This is a genomic window from Mesorhizobium sp. WSM4871, from assembly GCF_055811295.1.
Window position 1 is genome coordinate 482,921 of the sequence record NZ_JBVVPU010000002.1, and the last position, 17,952, is coordinate 500,872.

17 protein-coding genes are annotated in these 17,952 nt (G+C 63.4%); 6 read left to right on the forward strand and 11 right to left on the reverse strand.

What is annotated here, in order from left to right; all coding sequences use genetic code 11:
- Positions 1-114: 114 nt before the first annotated feature.
- Positions 115-1,440 (forward strand): sodium:proton antiporter, encoded by a 1,326-nt coding sequence (locus AC0L2H_RS05715; RefSeq protein ID WP_473589474.1) that lies wholly within the window; start codon positions 115-117, stop codon positions 1,438-1,440.
- Here the strand turns inward: AC0L2H_RS05715 and AC0L2H_RS05720 are convergent, their stop codons facing one another.
- The 8 genes from AC0L2H_RS05720 to gcvA form a co-directional block, all read right to left on the reverse strand.
- Complete coding sequence (locus AC0L2H_RS05720; protein ID WP_473589287.1) at positions 1,441-2,148, reverse strand: ABC transporter ATP-binding protein; 708 nt, start codon at positions 2,146-2,148, stop codon at positions 1,441-1,443. It abuts the gene before it with no gap.
- Positions 2,141-2,869 (reverse strand): ABC transporter ATP-binding protein, encoded by a 729-nt coding sequence (locus AC0L2H_RS05725; RefSeq protein WP_473589288.1) that lies wholly within the window; start codon positions 2,867-2,869, stop codon positions 2,141-2,143. The genes AC0L2H_RS05720 and AC0L2H_RS05725 overlap by 8 nt, the downstream gene beginning before the upstream one ends.
- On the reverse strand, positions 2,866-3,828 hold the full coding sequence (locus tag AC0L2H_RS05730) for a branched-chain amino acid ABC transporter permease (RefSeq protein WP_473589289.1): 963 nt from the start codon (positions 3,826-3,828) through the stop codon (positions 2,866-2,868). Before AC0L2H_RS05730 ends, AC0L2H_RS05725 begins: the two co-directional genes overlap by 4 nt.
- Positions 3,825-4,706, reverse strand: a complete 882-nt coding sequence (locus AC0L2H_RS05735) for a branched-chain amino acid ABC transporter permease (RefSeq protein ID WP_473589290.1) — start codon at positions 4,704-4,706, stop codon at positions 3,825-3,827. Before AC0L2H_RS05735 ends, AC0L2H_RS05730 begins: the two co-directional genes overlap by 4 nt.
- A gap of 218 nt (positions 4,707-4,924) precedes the next feature.
- Complete coding sequence (locus AC0L2H_RS05740; RefSeq protein ID WP_473589292.1) at positions 4,925-6,229, reverse strand: ABC transporter substrate-binding protein; 1,305 nt, start codon at positions 6,227-6,229, stop codon at positions 4,925-4,927.
- A 153-nt stretch (positions 6,230-6,382) separates the two neighbouring features.
- Positions 6,383-7,840, reverse strand: a complete 1,458-nt coding sequence (locus AC0L2H_RS05745; RefSeq protein WP_473589293.1) for a hypothetical protein — start codon at positions 7,838-7,840, stop codon at positions 6,383-6,385.
- A gap of 184 nt (positions 7,841-8,024) precedes the next feature.
- Complete coding sequence (gene pncB, locus AC0L2H_RS05750; protein WP_473589294.1) at positions 8,025-9,329, reverse strand: nicotinate phosphoribosyltransferase; 1,305 nt, start codon at positions 9,327-9,329, stop codon at positions 8,025-8,027.
- Positions 9,330-9,504: 175 nt separating this feature from the next.
- Positions 9,505-10,479 (reverse strand): transcriptional regulator GcvA, encoded by a 975-nt coding sequence (gcvA, locus tag AC0L2H_RS05755; protein ID WP_473589295.1) that lies wholly within the window; start codon positions 10,477-10,479, stop codon positions 9,505-9,507.
- A 212-nt stretch (positions 10,480-10,691) separates the two neighbouring features.
- Between gcvA and speB the strand changes: the two genes are divergently transcribed.
- The 4 genes from speB to AC0L2H_RS05775 all read left to right on the forward strand — a co-directional run bounded on the left by speB (position 10,692) and on the right by AC0L2H_RS05775 (position 13,973).
- Positions 10,692-11,753, forward strand: coding sequence for an agmatinase (speB, locus tag AC0L2H_RS05760; RefSeq protein WP_473589296.1), 1,062 nt, complete (start codon positions 10,692-10,694; stop codon positions 11,751-11,753).
- 82 nt (positions 11,754-11,835) lie between these two features.
- Positions 11,836-12,636, forward strand: a complete 801-nt coding sequence (locus tag AC0L2H_RS05765; protein WP_473589297.1) for a transporter substrate-binding domain-containing protein — start codon at positions 11,836-11,838, stop codon at positions 12,634-12,636.
- 24 nt (positions 12,637-12,660) lie between these two features.
- On the forward strand, positions 12,661-13,329 hold the full coding sequence (locus tag AC0L2H_RS05770) for an amino acid ABC transporter permease (protein ID WP_473589298.1): 669 nt from the start codon (positions 12,661-12,663) through the stop codon (positions 13,327-13,329).
- Positions 13,326-13,973, forward strand: a complete 648-nt coding sequence (locus AC0L2H_RS05775) for an amino acid ABC transporter permease (protein ID WP_473589299.1) — start codon at positions 13,326-13,328, stop codon at positions 13,971-13,973. Before AC0L2H_RS05770 ends, AC0L2H_RS05775 begins: the two co-directional genes overlap by 4 nt.
- 66 nt (positions 13,974-14,039) lie before the next feature.
- Here AC0L2H_RS05775 and AC0L2H_RS05780 read toward each other — a convergent pair whose 3' ends face one another.
- The 3 genes from AC0L2H_RS05780 to AC0L2H_RS05790 all read right to left on the reverse strand — a co-directional run bounded on the left by AC0L2H_RS05780 (position 14,040) and on the right by AC0L2H_RS05790 (position 17,110).
- Positions 14,040-14,621 (reverse strand): TetR/AcrR family transcriptional regulator, encoded by a 582-nt coding sequence (locus AC0L2H_RS05780; protein ID WP_473589300.1) that lies wholly within the window; start codon positions 14,619-14,621, stop codon positions 14,040-14,042.
- A gap of 248 nt (positions 14,622-14,869) precedes the next feature.
- Positions 14,870-15,457: a DUF308 domain-containing protein gene (locus tag AC0L2H_RS05785; protein ID WP_473589301.1), complete on the reverse strand. Its 588-nt coding sequence runs from the start codon at positions 15,455-15,457 to the stop codon at positions 14,870-14,872.
- Positions 15,458-15,706: 249 nt separating this feature from the next.
- Positions 15,707-17,110, reverse strand: a complete 1,404-nt coding sequence (locus tag AC0L2H_RS05790) for an MATE family efflux transporter (protein ID WP_473589302.1) — start codon at positions 17,108-17,110, stop codon at positions 15,707-15,709.
- 262 nt (positions 17,111-17,372) lie between these two features.
- Between AC0L2H_RS05790 and AC0L2H_RS05795 the strand changes: the two genes are divergently transcribed.
- Positions 17,373-17,951: a histidine phosphatase family protein gene (locus AC0L2H_RS05795; protein WP_473589303.1), complete on the forward strand. Its 579-nt coding sequence runs from the start codon at positions 17,373-17,375 to the stop codon at positions 17,949-17,951.
- Position 17,952: the final 1 nt, after the last annotated feature.

The following is a 17,952-nucleotide window of genomic DNA, read 5'->3' on the forward strand; positions in this document are numbered from 1 at the left end:
CGTCGAGGGGGCTTCTCACAGTTCGTAACGGTTTTGGCGGCAGGCATCCTGGCCTCAGCCGTGTTTCCGGACCTGGCTGTCGCTGCCGAAAACCACGCGCTGCCGGGCCAAACAATGTCGCTGTGGTGGGCATTGCCCTTCGCCGGCCTGCTGCTGTCGATCGCCACCGGACCTCTGCTCTTCCATCACGCCTGGGAGCATCACTACGGCAAGATCACCGCCTTTTGGGCGGCACTGGTGATTGTGCCACTGGCAATCGCCTTCGGCATGCCTTCAGCCATGGTAGCGGTGCTGCACGCGCTGCTCACCGAATACATGTCGTTCATCATCCTGCTGTTTGCGCTGTTCACCATTTCGGGCGGCATCCTCGTGGCCGGCAACATCCATGGCACGCCGCTGGTCAATGCCGGATTGCTGCTGATCGGCGCGGTCCTCGCCTCCGTCATCGGCACGACCGGCGCCTCGATGATCCTGATCCGGCCGATCCTGCGCGCCAACGACAATCGGCCATTCAATGCCCATGTCGCCATCTTCTTCATCTTTCTGGTCTCCAACATCGGCGGCTCGCTGACGCCGCTCGGCGACCCGCCGCTGTTCGTCGGCTTCCTGCGCGGTGTCGATTTCTTCTGGACCGCGGGTAATCTCTGGCGCGAGACATTGTTCGTCGGCGGCATCGTGCTGGCCGTGTTCCTGGCGATCGACATGGTGCTGCATCGGCGTGAGGCTGGCGCGCCGAAGATCAAGGATCCGACACCCGATACGAAAGTGCGCATCCGCGGCCTGGCCAACATTCCGCTGCTGGCCGGCGTTATCGGCGCGATCCTGCTGTCCGCCCTATGGAAACCGGGCGTGAGCTTCTCCATCTCCGGCGTCAGTCTCGAACTGCAGAATCTCGTGCGTGACGCCATCATCCTGGCGCTCGCCTTGCTGTCGCTTCGCGTCTCGTACAAGAGCCATCGCGAGGCTAACGGCTTCAGCTGGGGGCCGATCGCTGAGGTGGCAAAGCTGTTTGCCGGCATCTTCATCTGCATCGTGCCGGTGGTCGCCATCCTGAAAGCCGGTCATGACGGGGCGCTGGCGCCGCTGGTCTCGCTGGTCACCTCGTCCTCGGGCCAGCCCAACGACCTCGCCTATTTCTGGCTGACCGGGGCGCTGTCGTCCTTCCTCGACAATGCGCCGACCTATCTGGTGTTCTTCGAGCTCGCCGGCGGCGACCCGCAGCATCTGATGACCAGCTTCGCCTCGACACTGGCGGCGATCTCGGCCGGCGCGGTGTTCATGGGCGCCAACACCTATATCGGCAACGCGCCGAACTTCATGGTCTACGCCATCGCCAGGCATCGCGGCGTGAAGATGCCCGGCTTCTTCGGCTACATGGCGTGGTCGGGCGCGGTGCTGATCCCGACCTTCTTGATCGCCGGCTTTCTGTTCTTCAGGTGATCAACCGACGCCGACATAGCGGCGAACGGCCGACGGATCGGCGCGCAGTTGCTCGACGTCGACGGTCTCGCGATTGCGACCGTTTTCGATGAATGAGACGCGGTCGGCGACCGACAGCACGGCATCGACCCGCTGCTCGACGAGGATGGTCGAAACACCAAGATCGCGCAGCTTCGCCACCGTTTCGCGGATCTTGGCGATCATCGACGGCATCAGCCCTTCGGTCGGCTCGTCAAGCAGCAGCACTTGCGGTTCGAGGCACAGTGCCCGGGCCATGGCCAGCATCTGCTGCTCGCCGCCGGACAGCGTGCCGGAGCGCTGCCGCAACCGTTGGCGCAGCAGCGGGAAAAGATCGAGCACGTTTTCGCGCGTCGCCTTGCCCTTGTTGCGCGTCATCAGGCCGATGTCGATGTTTTCCGCGACCGTCATCTCGGCGAACAGCCGCCTGCCCTGCGGCACATAGGCGACGCCGGCCTTGGGCACTTCGTGCGCCGGCAGGCCGGTCAATTCCTTGCCGTCGAGCCTGATCGAACCGGCGCTTGAGGGGATTAGGCCCATGATCGCCTTCAGCGTCGTCGTCTTGCCGGCGCCGTTGCGGCCGAACAGGCAAAGCACCTCACCCCTGTTCAGCGCGAGGTCGAGGCCGTAGAGCACCTGGACCTCGCCGTAGAAGCAGTCGAGCCCGGAGATCGTCAACGCCTCAGCCATGAGTCGTCCCCAAATAGGCGTCCTGGACCTCGGTATTGGCGCGGATCTGCTCGGGCGTGCCTTCGGCCAGGATCCTGCCGGCGTTGAGGACGGTGATGCGGTCGGCAAGCTGCATGACGACAGGCATGTTGTGTTCGATCAGAAGCACGGTAGCGTTCTTGGCGATGTCGCGCACGAGATCGATGAAATTGTCGATCTCGCTGTCGGCCAGCCCTTGCGTCGGCTCGTCGAGGATCAGCAGGCGCGGTTTCAGCGCCAGCCCCATCGCCACTTCGAGCAGGCGCTGGTGACCGTAGGACAATTGCCCGGCCAGCATATGCGTGCGGTCGGCAAGGCCGGTGCGTTCGAGCGCCGCCATGACGCCGGTGCGTACCGCGCCTTTCGAGCGGCCGTCGGTCAGCGTGCGCTGCACCGGCAGCGCGACATTGTCGTAGACGCTGAGATTGGCAAAGACACTGGTGATCTGGAACGTGTAGGCAACGCCAAGCCGCACTCTGGCATAGGCCGGCAGGCCGGTGATGTCGGCGCCGTCGAAGACGACCGTCCCCTGGGATGGTTGGATGCGGCCGCTGACCAGGCTGACGAAGGTAGTCTTGCCGGCGCCGTTTGGACCGATGACGGCGCGGATCTCGCCCGGCATCAGCGCGAAGTCGACATTGTCGACAGCGCGCAGGCCGCCAAAGTTTCGGGACAGGTCCTTGGTAGTCAGCAGCGGCATCACGGCAGCCACCCGAGCCAGCGGTGACGGATGGTGCCGAGAATGCCTTTGGGGAAGAACAGCACCAAAAGAATGAGCGCGATGCCGACGATCAAGAGATAGGCCGAGGTGTAGCCGCTGGTGATGTCGACGACGTAGTACATGAACAGCGTGCCGATCAGCGGACCGAGCGTCGTGGCCGCGCCGCCGAGCAGCACCCAGAGCAGCGGCAGGATGGAATATTGCACCGAAGCGAAGCTCGAGCCGACATAGCCGAACAGCAGTGCGTAGGCGGCACCCGACGCCGCGCAGATGGTGCCGGAGACGACGACTGCGGCGAGCTTGTTCGAAAACGTGTCGTAGCCCAGCATTTTGGTGCGTTCCTCGTTCTCGCGGATGGCGACCAGAACGCGGCCGTATCTGGAGCGGACGATGGCGAGGGTTATGAGCAGGACGATCGAAAACAGTGCCAGCGCGCTCATGTAGCGAACGGTCGGATTGGTGAGTTCCAACGATGTCGCACCGAAGCTGAGCACCCGCGCCGGCTGCGGCACCACCATGCCCTGGTCGCCGCCGGTCCATGAGGCGAAATAGAGTATGACGAGGTAAAAGACCTGCGCGAACATCATGGTGACGATCATGAAGGCGACGCCGGAGGTGCGCAGCGCGAGCACGCCGATCACGAGGGAGAGGACCGCGCCGCAGAGGATGCCGACGGCGAAGGCGGCCGGAACGCTCCAGCCGAGATGGATGACGGCGAGACCCGCGCCATAGAGCCCGGCGGCAAAGAACATGGCGTGGCCGAGGCTGAGCAGACCGACATAGCCGAACAGCATGTTGTAGCCCATGGCGAAGACCGCCAGAACCATGATGCGGGCGAGCAGGCCATGGTGATAATCCGGCAGGACGAAGCTCAATGCGAAGAGCAAAGCGATGAGGCCGAGATGCAGCGAATAAGGTTTTGCCGGCGAAGCATCCTTCATCGCGATGCCGTTCCGAACAAGCCTTGCGGCCGGAACACCAGCACCATGGCGACCAGGAGCGTGGCGATGATCTTGGCCAAGGTCGGCGAGAAGAACACCGAGATGATGCCGTCCGACAGGCCGATGAGCACGGCGGCGACAAGGGTGCCGCGCAGCGAGCCGAGACCGCCGATGATGACGACGATGAAGGAGAGCAGCAGCGGATCCTGCCCCATTAGATAATGCGCCTGGCTGATCGGCACGATCAGCACCGCGGCCACCGCCGCCAGCATTGCGCCGAGTGCGAAGACGCCGGCATAGACGCGGTCGACCGGAATGCCGAAGGCCTGCGCCGTCTCGCTGTCATATTGCGTGGCGCGCATGACGAGGCCGATCTTGGTGTGGGTCAGCACCAGCCATGTCGCGGCAAGCAGCAGCGCCGAGGCAGCGATAATCGACAGCTTGTAGCCGGAATAGCCGAACCAGGGCAGCAGGATGCGATAGCTGAAGGGCGGCTCGACCGGCCGCGCCTCGGGCCCGTAGAAGGTCAGCGCCAGTTGCTGGATGATGTAGAGCATGCCGATGGTGGCGACGATGGTGGCTTCGGGATTGTAATTCAGCCGGCGCAGCACCAGCCGCTCGGCGACGAGCGCGATGGCGCCGACGATCAGCGGCGCCAGCACGAGAGCGGCGAGGAAGCCGAGCGCCGGATGGCCCGATATCGCCGTCGAGATTGCCCAGGCCAGCACCGCCCCCAGCATGAAGAACTCGCCATGGGCGACATTGACGACGCGCATGACGCCGAACACCAGCGACAGGCCAAGCGCCGTCAGCGCCAGCACGGCGGAGGTGACGAGGCCCTCGAGGGCGGCGAGGAGGAGGTGGGGTCCAAAGTGCATCGGCTAAGCACCGGCGGATGCGCGAGGCACCCCCCTCTGTCCTGCCGGACATCTCCCCCTCAAGGGGGGAGATTGGCTGTCATCACCGCTTTCGCCAAACGCCAAGGTTGGTAGGGAGCCGCCTACGCAAAAACTGCCAATCTCCCCCCTTGAGGGGGAGATGTCCGGCAGGACAGAGGGGGGTGACTTGGCTCCCACGCTTACAGACAAAGCCGTGTCTAGAGCGCCTGCGTGGTATAATCCCCTTCCGGCTCGTAGAGGCCGTCCTCGATCTTGGTCTTGTGGACGACATTCAGCCGGCCGCCTTCGACCTTGGAGATGTTCTGGATGCCGAAGCACTGGTGGATCTTACCGTTGAAGGTCTTGGGGCCCTGCGGATGCTCGGGTCCCTCGGCGAATTCGGTCAAGGCCTCGGTCGCCTCGACCAGCTTGGCGCGGTCTTCCGGCCCCTTGTAGCCGGCGTCTTCCATGGCCTTCTTGACGACGTAGAGCGTTTCCCAGCAGCCGAACATATGCGCGGCGGTGGAGACGTCCTTCGGATCGTCGACGGCGGCGCCATTGTCGTCGATGCCTACGGCGGCGCGGTAGGCCTTCTGCGCGGCGGAATCGTCAGGTTGGGCATAACGCGGTGAGCCTTCCCAGAAATGGCTGCCATCGAGGAATTCGAGGCCGGGGCTGTTGATGTCGGTGGCTTCGAGCGAGTCGATGAAGCCGAACAGCTGCGGCCGGTTCGAGCCGTAGAATTCGCCGAGTTCCTTGACGAAGGTGAGCACCGCCGGGCCGACCATGACGTGGTAGATCACCTCGGTCTCGGCCGGGATCTGCGGAAAATACTTGGTGAAGGAGGATTCCGTCGGCGGGATGGCGATCTGGGCAATGACCTCGGCGCCTTGCGCCTTCAGCGCCGGCGGCAGGTAGTCGCGGTGGTCGTAGCCGAAGGCAAAGTCGGGGAATATCTGCGTCACCTTCTTGCCGGCATTGGCGGCGATCCACGGCGCCATCGACTGGATCTGGCTCTTCACGTCGGTGATGCCCGGCTGGAAGACGTAGCGGTTGAGCTTGGTCGAGGCGACGTGGTGACCTTCGCTGACGACAAAGTAGGGCATCTTGGCCTCGCCGGCGGCCGGCGCCGAACCGATGACGACATGCGAGAACAGCGTGCCGAAGACGATGTCGGTCTTGTGCTGGGTGGCGAATTTGCCGACCACTTCGGCGCCACGGCCGGGATCGGTGCCGTCATCCTCGATGATCACCTCGACCGGGCGGCCGTTGATGCCGCCAGCGTCGTTGATCGCCTTAATCGCTGCCGCCGTGGTCTTCTCATACCAGCGGCCATAGGCAGCGCCGATGCCTGTGCGGTGCGACTGGAAGCCGATCTTTATCGGTGCCGAGCTCTGCGCCTGGCTGTAACGCACGAAGCCGGGCGCCACCGCAAGGCCGGCGCCGGCGGCCAGACCTTTCAGCGCCGTGCGGCGGGTAAGATTGGTCTTGGAGAGGTCGAAGAATCTATTCTTGTCAGCCATGTTCGTTCCCCTGTTTTTCAGTCTTGACCAACGATAAGGCGGTTTGAGCACCCTCGGTCAGAGGATGCAAAAATTGCATGTGTACAAACTAAATCACCAAAGCCCTGGCGTGGCAAGCGAGCTTTCCCCTGGGGCATCGAGGGCGTCCTTGTTTCATCCAACCGTCGGCGTGGCAAGCAGCCACAGGCCGAAGACCGTGTAGGCGATCATCAGCACGGTGAGCGGCAATTGGCTGAGCGCGGCCCGGGCGGGAACTGGGTGCAACCGCCAGGCGAGGCCATGCGCGACAAGCACGGCGAGCATGTGACCGGCGATGATGACGCCGGCCTGCAGATTCCACAGCCACCAGGCCGAGCCGGCGCCGGCGACCACACCGGCTTCGATCTCCATGCCGGCGGTTCCGAACAGGTTCCAGCCAAGCGCAAACGGGTCGGAAAGAGCAGCAACCGCATATTGGCCGTCGACGAGCAGCACCGTCAGATAGTGCGCAAAATGATAAGCGAGCGCGATCGGCACGATCGACCAGACCAGCAGTCCCGCAGCCTGAGTGAAGGTATGCTTGCCGCCGGCAAGACGCTGGCCAAGGCCAATTGCAGCCATGAACGCTGCCGCAAGCAGGACGAATGTCAGAACGAGCCCAAGACTGCCAATGCCGATCACCGCCGTGCGGCCCGGAAACTCCAGCGGATTGACGCCGAACCAGCCCAGCCAGAAGAAGGTCCTCGACAGGCCGTCGAAGGACACCGAAGACAAGGCAAGCAGAAGGAAGGCGATGCCGCTCGACGGCAACGGCGTAGAATCGAGCAGCTTGGCGCCCGGCCAGCAGAGACTGAGCCGGCCTTTGTTACTGCGTTCGTCTTCTTTGCGCTCAAGGAAAGCGAACCGCCCCACCATGGCGAAGAAGATCGTCAGGAATTCGCCACGCCGGCTCCAGTCGGGATAACCGAAGACAAGCATTCCGGCAAAGCTCAGCAGCCAATAGAGGCCGGCGGCCCAGGCCAGACGTGCCGGATCGTCGGGCGCCGGATCGATCAGTTCGAACCAGGCAAAGGCGAAGAACAATATGACAGCCGGCCAGCAGCCGAGCCACGCAGGCAGGCGCGATTGCAGCGTTTCGTCGCTGCGCCTGCCGATCAGGCGGATTGCGAGGCGCCAAGGCCCGTAACAGGGATTCAGCCAGGACCAGAGATCGCCGAGCAGGCCTTGCAGGAGAGCCAAGCCGACCCAGAGCAGCGTCCATGTGACCAGCGGCAACGGGTTGGAAAGCGGATCGCGGCTGCCGAACAGTCCCGCCGCTATAAGAATTGCAAAGCCGGCAAAGGATAGCAGGCTGATGATCGTGCGGGGGCCGTCGCCGAAGGTGAAAAGCGGTAGCCGCCGGCGCCAGAAGCGGTCGAGCGCGTCGGGCGGCAGCAAGGCCAGAACGAGGAAGCTGACGGCCACGGCGAACGCGCCGCCCGCGACGTAGTAGCCGGTCGGGAGCAGAAGCACGTGACCGCGATCGGAGGCGTGGGCGAAAGCGGGGGTGGGAAGAATTACGAGGGCAGGAGTGACAAGGGCCAACCACTGACGATGGGGCTCTACGGCGCCCCCCTCTGTCCTGCCGGACATCTCCCCCTCGAGGGGGGAGATTGGATTTCGCCTCGGCCTTCGCCAGTTTCCAGCATTATAAAATGAAGCGCGGGGGCTGAAGCTGCCGATCTCCCCCCTTGAGGGGGAGATGTCCGGCAGGACAGAGGGGGGCGCGAGGGAATGCGACTTAGCGATCATGTCATTCGCGAATCCGCCCGCGGCCTCACACCTTGACCAGCTGCTCCACGCGGTCCTTGGCGCCGAATATTCTGAGATACCGCTCGATCTCCTTCAGATCGCCCGTCGCCTTGGCAGGGTTGTCGGACAGCTTGACCGCCGGCCGGCCATTGGCCTCGGTGACCTTGCAGACCAGCGAGATCGCGTCGAGGCTGTTGGTTTCGGTCGGCGCGCAGCCCTCGAAATCATTGGTCAGGTTGGTGCCCCAGCCGAAGGACATGCGTACCTTGCCGCGGAAGTGGCGGTAGGTTTCCTCGATGGTCTCGACCTCGAGCCCGTCGGAGAAGATGAGCAGCTTCTGCTTGGGGTCCTTGCCCTTCTCGCGCCACCAGGAAATGATCTTCTCGCCGCCCTCGATCGGCGGCGCGCTGTCGGGGCGAAAGCCGGTCCAGTCGGCGACCCAGTCCGGCGCGTCGCGCAGGAAGGAAGCGGTGCCGAAGGCGTCGGGCAGCACGATCAGCAGATTGCCGCCATAATAGCGCTGCCAGTCCTGCAGCACCTTGTAGGGCGACTGTTTCAGTTCCTTTTCCGACTTGGCGAGGGCTGCGAACACCATCGGCAGTTCATGCGCGTTGGTGCCCAGCGCCTCAAGGTCGTTGTCCATGGCAAGCAGCACGTTGGAGGTGCCGGTGAAGGCTTCGCCGATGCCCTCCTTCAGCGCCTCGACGCACCAGCGCTGCCACAGGAAGGAATGGCGGCGGCGGGTGCCGAAGTCGGAAATGCGGATGCCGGGCAAGGCCTTAAGCCGCTCGGTCTTGGCCCACATCTTGGCCTTGGCGCGGGCGTAGAGCACGTCGAGCGCGAACGGCCCAAAGGCCCGCATGGCGGCACGCGAACGCAATTCGTTGATGATGGCGAGCGCCGGGATCTCCCACAGCGTCGTGTACATCCACGGGCCACTGAAGGAGAGCTCGTACTGGCCGTCGCGCCTGGAGAGCTCATAGTCGGGCAGGCGGAAATTCTCCAGCCAGGCAAGGAATTCCGGCTCGAAGATCTGCTTGCGGCCGTAGAAATTGTTGCCGCCGAGCCAGATCATCTCTTTCTTGGAAAAGCGCAAGGTGCGAGCATGGTCGAGCTGGTCACGCAGTTCCTCCTCGTCGATCTCGTCGGCAAGACGAACCGAGGTGGTGCGGTTGATCAGCGAGAAGGTGGCGTCGACCTTGGGATACATGCCCCAGATCATCTGCAGCATCAAAAGCTTGTAGAAATCGGTGTCGAGCAGACTGCGGACGATCGGGTCGAGCTTCCAGGTGTGGTTGTAGACGCGCCGCGCTATATCGGTCTTAGCCATATCTCGATGCCGCCTTCGCTGCTCGCTCTAGCTCTGTTGTTTAGCGCAATTCCCTGGGGAAGCCGCTGCGCAAATGCCTATTAGCATTGAATTTTCGAAAGCGCTGCCCGCTTTGCGGGCTGGCCCGACAAAAAGAAAACCCTGCGGCATGCACCGCGTTTCATCCGAAACGGCCTCAGGAGGCCTGCCTGGCGCCGATCACCTTTAGCGCCGGGCGCTTGCGGCGGCTGCCGGTGCGGCCCGCCACCGGCGCGTCGGCGCGGCTGTCGGCCTGTTCCTTCTCGGCGAACAGCCAGTCGATGAACAGTTGCACGATCGGAGTCGATCGCATCTCGTTGCGGCAGACGACGTAGAAATCATCGATCGCCGGCACCGACAGGCTGAACGGCGCGACGAGCATGCCCCTGGCGAGCAGCGTGCTTGCGGTGACGGAATCGCCAAGCGCCACGCCGTGGCCATGGACCGCGGCTTCTGTCGCCGTGCGGGCGTCGCCGAGATGGTGGCGGCGGCCACGCTCCAGATCCAGCCCGTCGGCGGCCGCCAGCCAGGTGTGCCACTCGCGGCCGTCGTCGCCATGCAGGAAGACGTGGTCGGCAAGATCGCGCACGGTGCGGATCGGCCGGTTGTTGATCAGCGTCGGGCTGACCACAGGGAACAGTTCGAGGCCCGACCATTTGCGCATCCAGCAGTCGGTCCAGCTGCCATCGCCATAATGCACGCAGACGTCGATCTCAGGCGCGCGAACGTCCCTGGCGTCGTTGGAAGGGATCAGCGTCAGCCTGATATCGGGATATTGCGCCATGAAGCTGCCCAGCCGCGGCGTCATCCAGAGCAACAGCAGCGCCGGCACGCAGGACACCGAAAGCGTGCCGGCGCTGGCCGGCCTGGTCATGCGCTGGGTGGCGGCGGCGATGCCGTCGAAGGCGGTCGACACCGCCGGCAAGAGTTCGGCGCCGTGCGGCGTCAGCTTCACCCGCTGGCCAGTGCGTTCGAACAGCTTGACGCCCAGCGACTGTTCGAGCGCCTTGATCTGGTGGCTGATGGCGCCATGGGTGACGTTGAGTTCGGCGGCAGCCTTGGTCAGCGAGGCGTGCCGGGCCGTCGCCTCGAAGGCGCGCAGCGGATTCAGCGGAGTCAGACGCTTGACCATGGAAACCCGGAAACATTGTGAGATTTTCTCACAGCCGGCACCCTAACAATATCAATTGATTTTTCAATGCGGCTGCCGGACACTTTACCTGGAAACAGCATCTAGACGTGAAATCTGCAGGCAGCCAGCGGGACAGCGACCCGGCCGGATGACGGTCATCGCCAAGCGTCGCCGGCGGCCTTCACCGGATCAGCCATCGAGGAGGAGCGGATATGGGTTATAACAGCGGCAAGCTCGAAGCGTTGCGTCGCAAATATGGCGAAAGCCATGGCGGCGAGATGTTCGACCCGAAATTCCGCAAGGTCGCCGACAAGATCTTCTCCAAGAGCGGCACAAGGCTGGCGCCGTATTCCGGTATCCCGACCTTCCTCGCCGCGCCCTACCGGCAGATTGCCGCCGACAATCCGGATTTCGGCGACCTGCAGGTGGCGATGATCGGCGTACCGATGGATCTCGGCGTCACCAACCGGCCGGGCGCACGCTTCGGACCGAGGGCGCTGCGCGCCATCGAGCGGATCGGCCCCTACAACCATGTGCTGGAATGCGCGCCGACGCATGAGCTTCGGGTCGCCGACATCGGCGACACGCCTTTCCAGAGCCGCTACCGGCTGGAGACCAGTCATGATGACATCGAGCGCCGCACCAACCAGATCGTCGATGCCGGCGTGCTGCCCTTGTCCGTCGGCGGCGATCATTCGATCAGCCATCCGATCCTGAAGGCGGTCGGAAAGAAAGCGCCGGTCGGCATGATCCATATCGACGCCCATTGCGACACCAGCGGCTTGTTCGACATGACCAAGTTCCACCATGGCGGGCCATTCCGCAACGCGGTGCTGGACGGCGTGCTCGACCCGACCCGTACCATCCAGATCGGCATCCGCGGCTCGGCGGAATACCTATGGGAGTTCACCTATGAATCCGGCATGACCGTGGTGCATGCCGAGGAGGTGACCGGCCTCGGCATCCCCGCCATTATCGAGAAGGCGCGAAAGATTGTCGGCGACGGTCCGACCTATGTCTCCTTCGACATCGACAGCGTCGATCCGGCCTTTGCGCCGGGCACCGGCACGCCGGAAGTCGGCGGCCTGACGACGCGCGAAGTGCTCGAACTGCTGCGCGGTCTCAAGGGCCTCAACATCGTCGGTGGCGATGTCGTCGAGGTGGCGCCGCAATATGACGCGACCACCAACACCGCCCATGCCGGGGCGCAGGTGCTGTTCGAAATCCTCAGCCTGATGGTGTTCAGCCCGGCTATCACAGGCAAGGGAGCCTGACCCACTGACATATCGAAGGTGGCTGCCGCGCTGGAGCCGGCGGCCAACCTCAAACAAACAAGCTTCCAGCAGGGGAACGACAATGACACTTCACATGAAGCTCAAATCTTCCATAGCCGCCGCACTGATGCTTACCGGCCTTGGTTTCACCAGCCAGGCCAGTGCCGACGCGGTCGACGACATTACCAAGGCCGGCGCCATCAATGTCGGCATCTTCTCGGACTTTCCGCCCTTCTCCTCGGCCAGCGCCGATATGAGCATCAAGGGCTATGACGTCGACGTGGCGCAGGCCATCGCCGATTCCCTGAAGGTGAAGCTCAACCTGGTCAGCGTCACCGGCCAGAACCGCATCCCCTATCTCACCGACAAGCGCGTCGACATCCTGATGAGCGTCGGCTACTCCAAGGAGCGCGAGCAGGTGATCGACTTCGCCGCCGCCTACGCGCCCTACTACATCGCCGTCATCGGACCGGCCGCACTGGCGGTCAAAGGCAAGGAAGACCTTGCCGACAAGTCGATCGCCGTCAACCGCGGCACGCTGGAGGATACTTCGCTGACCGAGGCCGCACCGGCTTCAGCCGACATCCGTCGCTTCGATAATTACAATTCCGTCATCCAGGCCTTCATCTCGGGCCAGACGCAGTTGATGGTGGTCGGCAACGATGTCGGCGCCCAGGTGCTGGCTCGCCAGGAGGCGCTGAAGCCGGAACAGAAGTTCCAGCTGCTGACCTCACCCTCGCATATCGGCCTCAACAAGAACGAGGACCGGCTGAAGACGGCGGTCAATGACGCGGTCGCCAAGATGCTGGCCGACGGCAGACTGGACGAGAGCTCGAAGACCTGGCTGAAGACGCCGCTCAATCCCGACAATCTGAAGGACTGACCTCAGGGTCAGGACCCCATCCTCATGGGCTACGGCCTCGATTTCGGCTGGCTTGCCGGTGCGACGGGCGCGATTGCGCGCGGTGCGGCCACGACGATCCTGCTGATCGTCGTGACCACGCTGGCCGGCACGTTCCTCAGCATCCTCGGCGCGGCGGGGCGGCGAAACGGACCCGTGCTGCTCAAGCGGGCTATCGGCATCTACGTCGAGGTGATGCGCAACACGCCGTTCCTGGTGCAGCTCTTCTTCATTTTCTTCGGGCTGCCCAGCATCGGCATAAGACTCGATCCGATCCTGGCCGCCATGCTGGCGATGACGCTCAACATGGCGGCCTACACGATCGAGATCGTTGGCGCGGGGCTCGATGCGGTGCCGCGCGGGCAGACGGAAGCCGCGCTCGCGCTTGGGCTCAGGCCACGCCAGGTGTTCGTCAAGATCGTGCTGCCGCAAGCGCTGAAGGTCATCTACCCGGCGCTGACCAGCCAGATCATCATCATGATGCTGGAATCGGCGGTCGTCTCGCAGATCGCGGTGCGGGAACTGACCTATGAGGCCGACATGCTGCAGGCACGCACCTTCCGCGCCTTCGAGACCTATCTGGTGGTGACGATGGTCTATCTCGTCCTGGCGATGGGGCTGCGCCGGCTGCTGGTATCAGTCGGGCGCCGGTTCCTGGGAGCCGGCGTGTCATGATCGAGTTCACCTTCTGGGACATTTTGCGCAACCTGCTGCTGGCGGCGCGCTGGACCGTGCTTCTGTCGCTGGCCGCCTTCGTCGGCGGCGGCGTGGTCGGCATGATCGTGCTGTTCTTCCGCATCGCCAAGAATAAATGGAGCCGGCGGATCGCCTCGGGCTACATCGCGCTGTTCCAGGGAACGCCGCTGTTGATGCAGCTCTTCCTGATGTTCTTCGGCCTGCCGATGCTCGGCCTGCGCATCGAGCCATGGACGGCGGCAGCACTTGGCCTGACCTTCTTCGCCAGCGCCTATCTGGCCGAGATCTGGCGCAGCGGCGTCGACTCGTTGCCGCGCGGCCAGTGGGACGCCGGCGCCAGCCTCGGCCTTCACTATCTCCAGGAACTGAGGCTGATCATCCTGCCGCAGGCGTTCTCGATCACCCGCGCGCCGACCGTCGGCTTCCTGGTGCAGTTGATCAAGTCGACGGCGCTGACCTCGATCATCGGCTTCGAGGAACTGGTGAGAACCTCCAACGCGATCAACAACGCGACCTTCGAGCCTTTCAAGGTCTACGGGCTGGTCGCGCTGATCTTCTTCGTCATGTGCTTTCCGCTGACGCAATACGCACGCTCGCTCGAACAGCGGGCGGCTGGCCGGTGAGTTGAGAGCATGTTGCACCGACCTGCATCGATGGCGGTTGGTGTTCGAACGCCTCGTTCGAAAGCGTCAGGCGCGAATGCGACGAAAAAGAGTTTCCACGATCACGTTAAACCGCTCCGGGTCGTCGAACGCCCGGGCGGCGAGCATGGCTCCGTATACGGCTGCCATGAAAGCTTGCGCCTCGACCTCGGGGGACGCCTCGAGACGCACTGATCCCTGCTTTGCGCCGAGTTCCAGCAGCCGCTCCAGCCATTTGCCGAGGTCGGCGAAATGGCCGCGGACGGAAACTGCCACCTCTTCGGGCAGGCCGGGTAATTCTGCCGCCAGCACGGCAGCCAGGCAGAAGGGAGCGGACTGATCCTTGATACAGCGTTCCCAATACCCTGTATAAAACCGCAGCTGATCTATTGCGACCGGCGAGCCTTCTTCCAGCGCCGCCATCTGGGCTTGGATACCGGCACGCGCTTGTTCGACAACTGCCACGACCAAATCGACTTTCGAGGGGAAGTGGTGATGGATGCTGGCCTTGCGGATGCCAAAGCGCTCCGACAGGTCGGCATAGCTGAAGCCGTTGTAGCCGACACGCATGATGAGCTGGGCGGCTCCGCCAACCAATTTGCCCGCAGTGTCACTCAGTGCAGTGTTCATTGTCTACCTTCTGATAGGTTGAGGTAGGAAATTCTGCCGGTCCTTGCAAGTTTTGGCCGAGCCGGCGGGCCAGAGTCCGGCTTAACTGCCAGTCTGTTTCGAAAAAGAGATGCGCCGTCCCAGGAAGACAGCGCACCAGTCGTCAGCACCTAGAGCGGGATGCATTTGGGACGGGGCATCCCGCTCTATCTGTTTGTTTTAGCCGCATTTGTGCGACGCCAAGTGTAACCACTTGGCTGCAAAATGCTCTAGCTGGCGATCCGCGGTGACTTCCGAAGGATGTCGCTGACCGTCAGCCACACAGCCGACACCAGGAAGTAGAATGCGCCAAACGCAGCGTATGGCGCGACATTCGTGATGCCGATATCTTCAACGCCACCAGCCATCTTCACAAAGAAGATTCCGGCCAGCGCCGATTGAGCGCCGCTCAAGATCATTGCCCACTGCGCGCCACTGGTCTTCCAGCGCCGCACGGCAGTGGTCAGTTGAAACAGCCCAGATAGAACAGCCCAGACGCCATAAACCGCGAGCACCGCATTCATGCTGCTGGTCAGCGCGACAGCGACCGCCAGAGTGGCAAGCACGCTGATGACAAAGTTCAGCAGCTGCGACTTATTGCGGCTCATCCCGCCTGTGCGCCGGGCGTCGACGAAGTTCGCCAGGGCGTCCCAAGCAGGATACGCCACCAGCATGATCACAGCCAATGGCGGCATGGTCTTGGCGACGGTAAAGGCTAGTGCGACCCATGCCGCGGAGACGGCGAACCGCACAAGGTAATAGCTTTTGAGCCATGTGTTTGAAGCTTGAGCGAGGTTGTCAGTGTTTTGAGAAAGCATGCCTGTTTTCCACGTTGGTTTGGTAGGATGCCTACCTACTAGCAGGTAGGCAGCTTGTGGTCAACGTTCGCCGATCCATCAAATAGGGTTGGCTGAGTGCGGACCGCGCGCCATGACTAGCGCCGGCCGAGGCAACCTGATGTGCTTTTGGTGCTTGGTGAATATTCGTGGGCTGAAGGCGCGCCGCTTAATTAGTCGCAATGTCAGGAGATGAGATGACGGCACCGGGCGAGCCGGCGGCCATCCGTTTCAATGACCAAACGCCAGCGGCGGCGCAATGCGGTCGCGCCGCAGCCAGCGGACCATGAGCAGCGCCGCCACCGCGGCCAATCCCGACGACAGACCGATCCAGATGCCGACACCGTTGAACCCGAAATCGAACGCCAGCAGCACGCCGAGCGGCAGGCCGACGCCCCAATAGCCGATCGCGGCGTAGATCATCGGCACCTTGGTGTCGTGCAGGCCGCGCAGCATGCCGGCGGCCACGGCCTGCGCGCCGTCGAAAATCTGGAAAAGTGCTGCAAACGCCAGGAACGACACGGCAAGCGCGATCACTCTCGTATTGGCCGGATTGCCTAGATCGATGAAGGCACTGATCAGAAGGTGCGGCCACAGGATCATCACCAGTCCCGTCAGCGCCATGAAGGACACGCCGATGACGAAGGCGGTCCAGCCGGCGCGGGAAACGCCTTCCGGGTTGCCCGCGCCATGGGCAAGTCCGACGCGCACCGTTGCCGCCTGGTTGAGGCCGAGCGGCACCATGAAGGAGATCGAGGCGATCTGGATGGCGATGGCATGCGCGGCAAGCGAGTCCGCATCGATCAGGCCCATGAGCAGAGCCGCCGCGTTGAAGATCGTCACCTCGAAGGCAAGGATGCCGGCGATCGGCAGGCCGAGCCGCAGCAACCCCTTGAAGCGCGGCCAATCGGACCGCCAGAAACGTCCGAACAGGCGGTAGCGGCGAAACTTCGGCTCGAGCATCAGCACCGCCGCCATGCCGGCGAACATCAGCATGCTGGACAGCGTGGTGGCGAGGCCGGACCCGGCAATGCCCATCGCCGGCACGCCGAGGTTGCCGAACATGAACATCCAGTTGAAGAGGACATTGCAGGCGACGGCAACGAAGACGATGACCAGTGCCCAGCCCGGCCGCTCCAGCGCCGAAATGAACGAACGCAGCACGATATAGCCGTAGAAGGGCAGCACCGCCCATTCCAGCCAACGCAGGTAGATGCCGGCCTGATGCGCCAGCGTCGGTTCCTGGCCCATGGCGAGCAAAATTGCCTCGCCGTACCAAAGCACGATCCAGATCGGAATCGAGATGAGGATCGCCAGCCACAGGCCCTGCCGCACGGTGCGGCGCAGGTCGCGCACGGAATGGCGGCGGCGGCCAAGCTCGGTCGCCATCATCGGCGAGGTCGCCAGCATCAGGCCGAGCCCGAAGATCATCGGCATGAAATAGAGATTGGCGCCGAGCGCGCCGCTGGCCAGCGTGTCCGGCCCCAGCCGCCCCATCATCATGACGTCGGTGGCGGTCATCGCGGTCTGGCCGAGATTGGTCAGCACCATCGGCCAGGCGAGCGCCAGCATCGCCCTGATTTCCTGACGCCAAAGATTTTCCGGCGCGCGAGCGCCGGCTTCCATCACAGACATTGTTTCGCCTATCCGATTGCGGCGCGTCGGCCAAAAAGCCGGAAGCCGCGTCTCAGCGCGGAAAATGACCGTGGTCGGTCCGGATTCCGCATTAACGGCATGGCTTGTCCACGAAATGAGCCGCCATGGCAAGAGGCTGGTACCGGCAAGGGTTAAGCCAGAATGCGGAGCAGTCTTCAAACTCACTTTGGCGGCGCCGCGGAAGCCGCTATGGTTTGTGCCACCGGCAGTCCTGCCGAAACTGCCATCGAAAGGCATGCGAATGAGCGCATTTGCGGAAATCACCCTGGTTCGGCACGGCGAGACCGAATGGAGCGCGTCGGGAAAGCACACCGGACGGACCGACATACCGTTGACGCTTGCCGGCGAGGAGGCCGCCCGGCGGGTCGGTGAGCGCCTGCAGGGCCTGTCGTTCCAAGCCGTGTGGTCGAGCCCGTCGCAGCGTGCCTTCGAGACCTGTGCGCTGGCCGGCTTCGGCTCGACCGGCCTGAAGAAGGCTGACCTGGCGGAATGGGACTATGGCGCCTATGAAGGACTGACCACGAAGCAGATCCTCGCCGAGCGTCCCGGCTGGCAGCTTTTCCGCGACGGCTGTCCGGACGGCGAGATGGCTGAGGATGCCGGCGCGAGGGCGGACCGGATCGTCAGCGAATTGCGCGCCGTCAACGGCAATGTCCTGGTGTTTTCAAGCGCGCATTTCCTACGCGTGCTGGCGGCGCGCTGGCTCGGCCTGCCGCCGCAGGACGGTGCCCTCTTCGTTCTGGATACCGCTGGCATAAGCGTGCTCGGCTACGAGCACGACCTTGGCGAACCGGTCGTCCGGCGCTGGAACCAGAGATAGC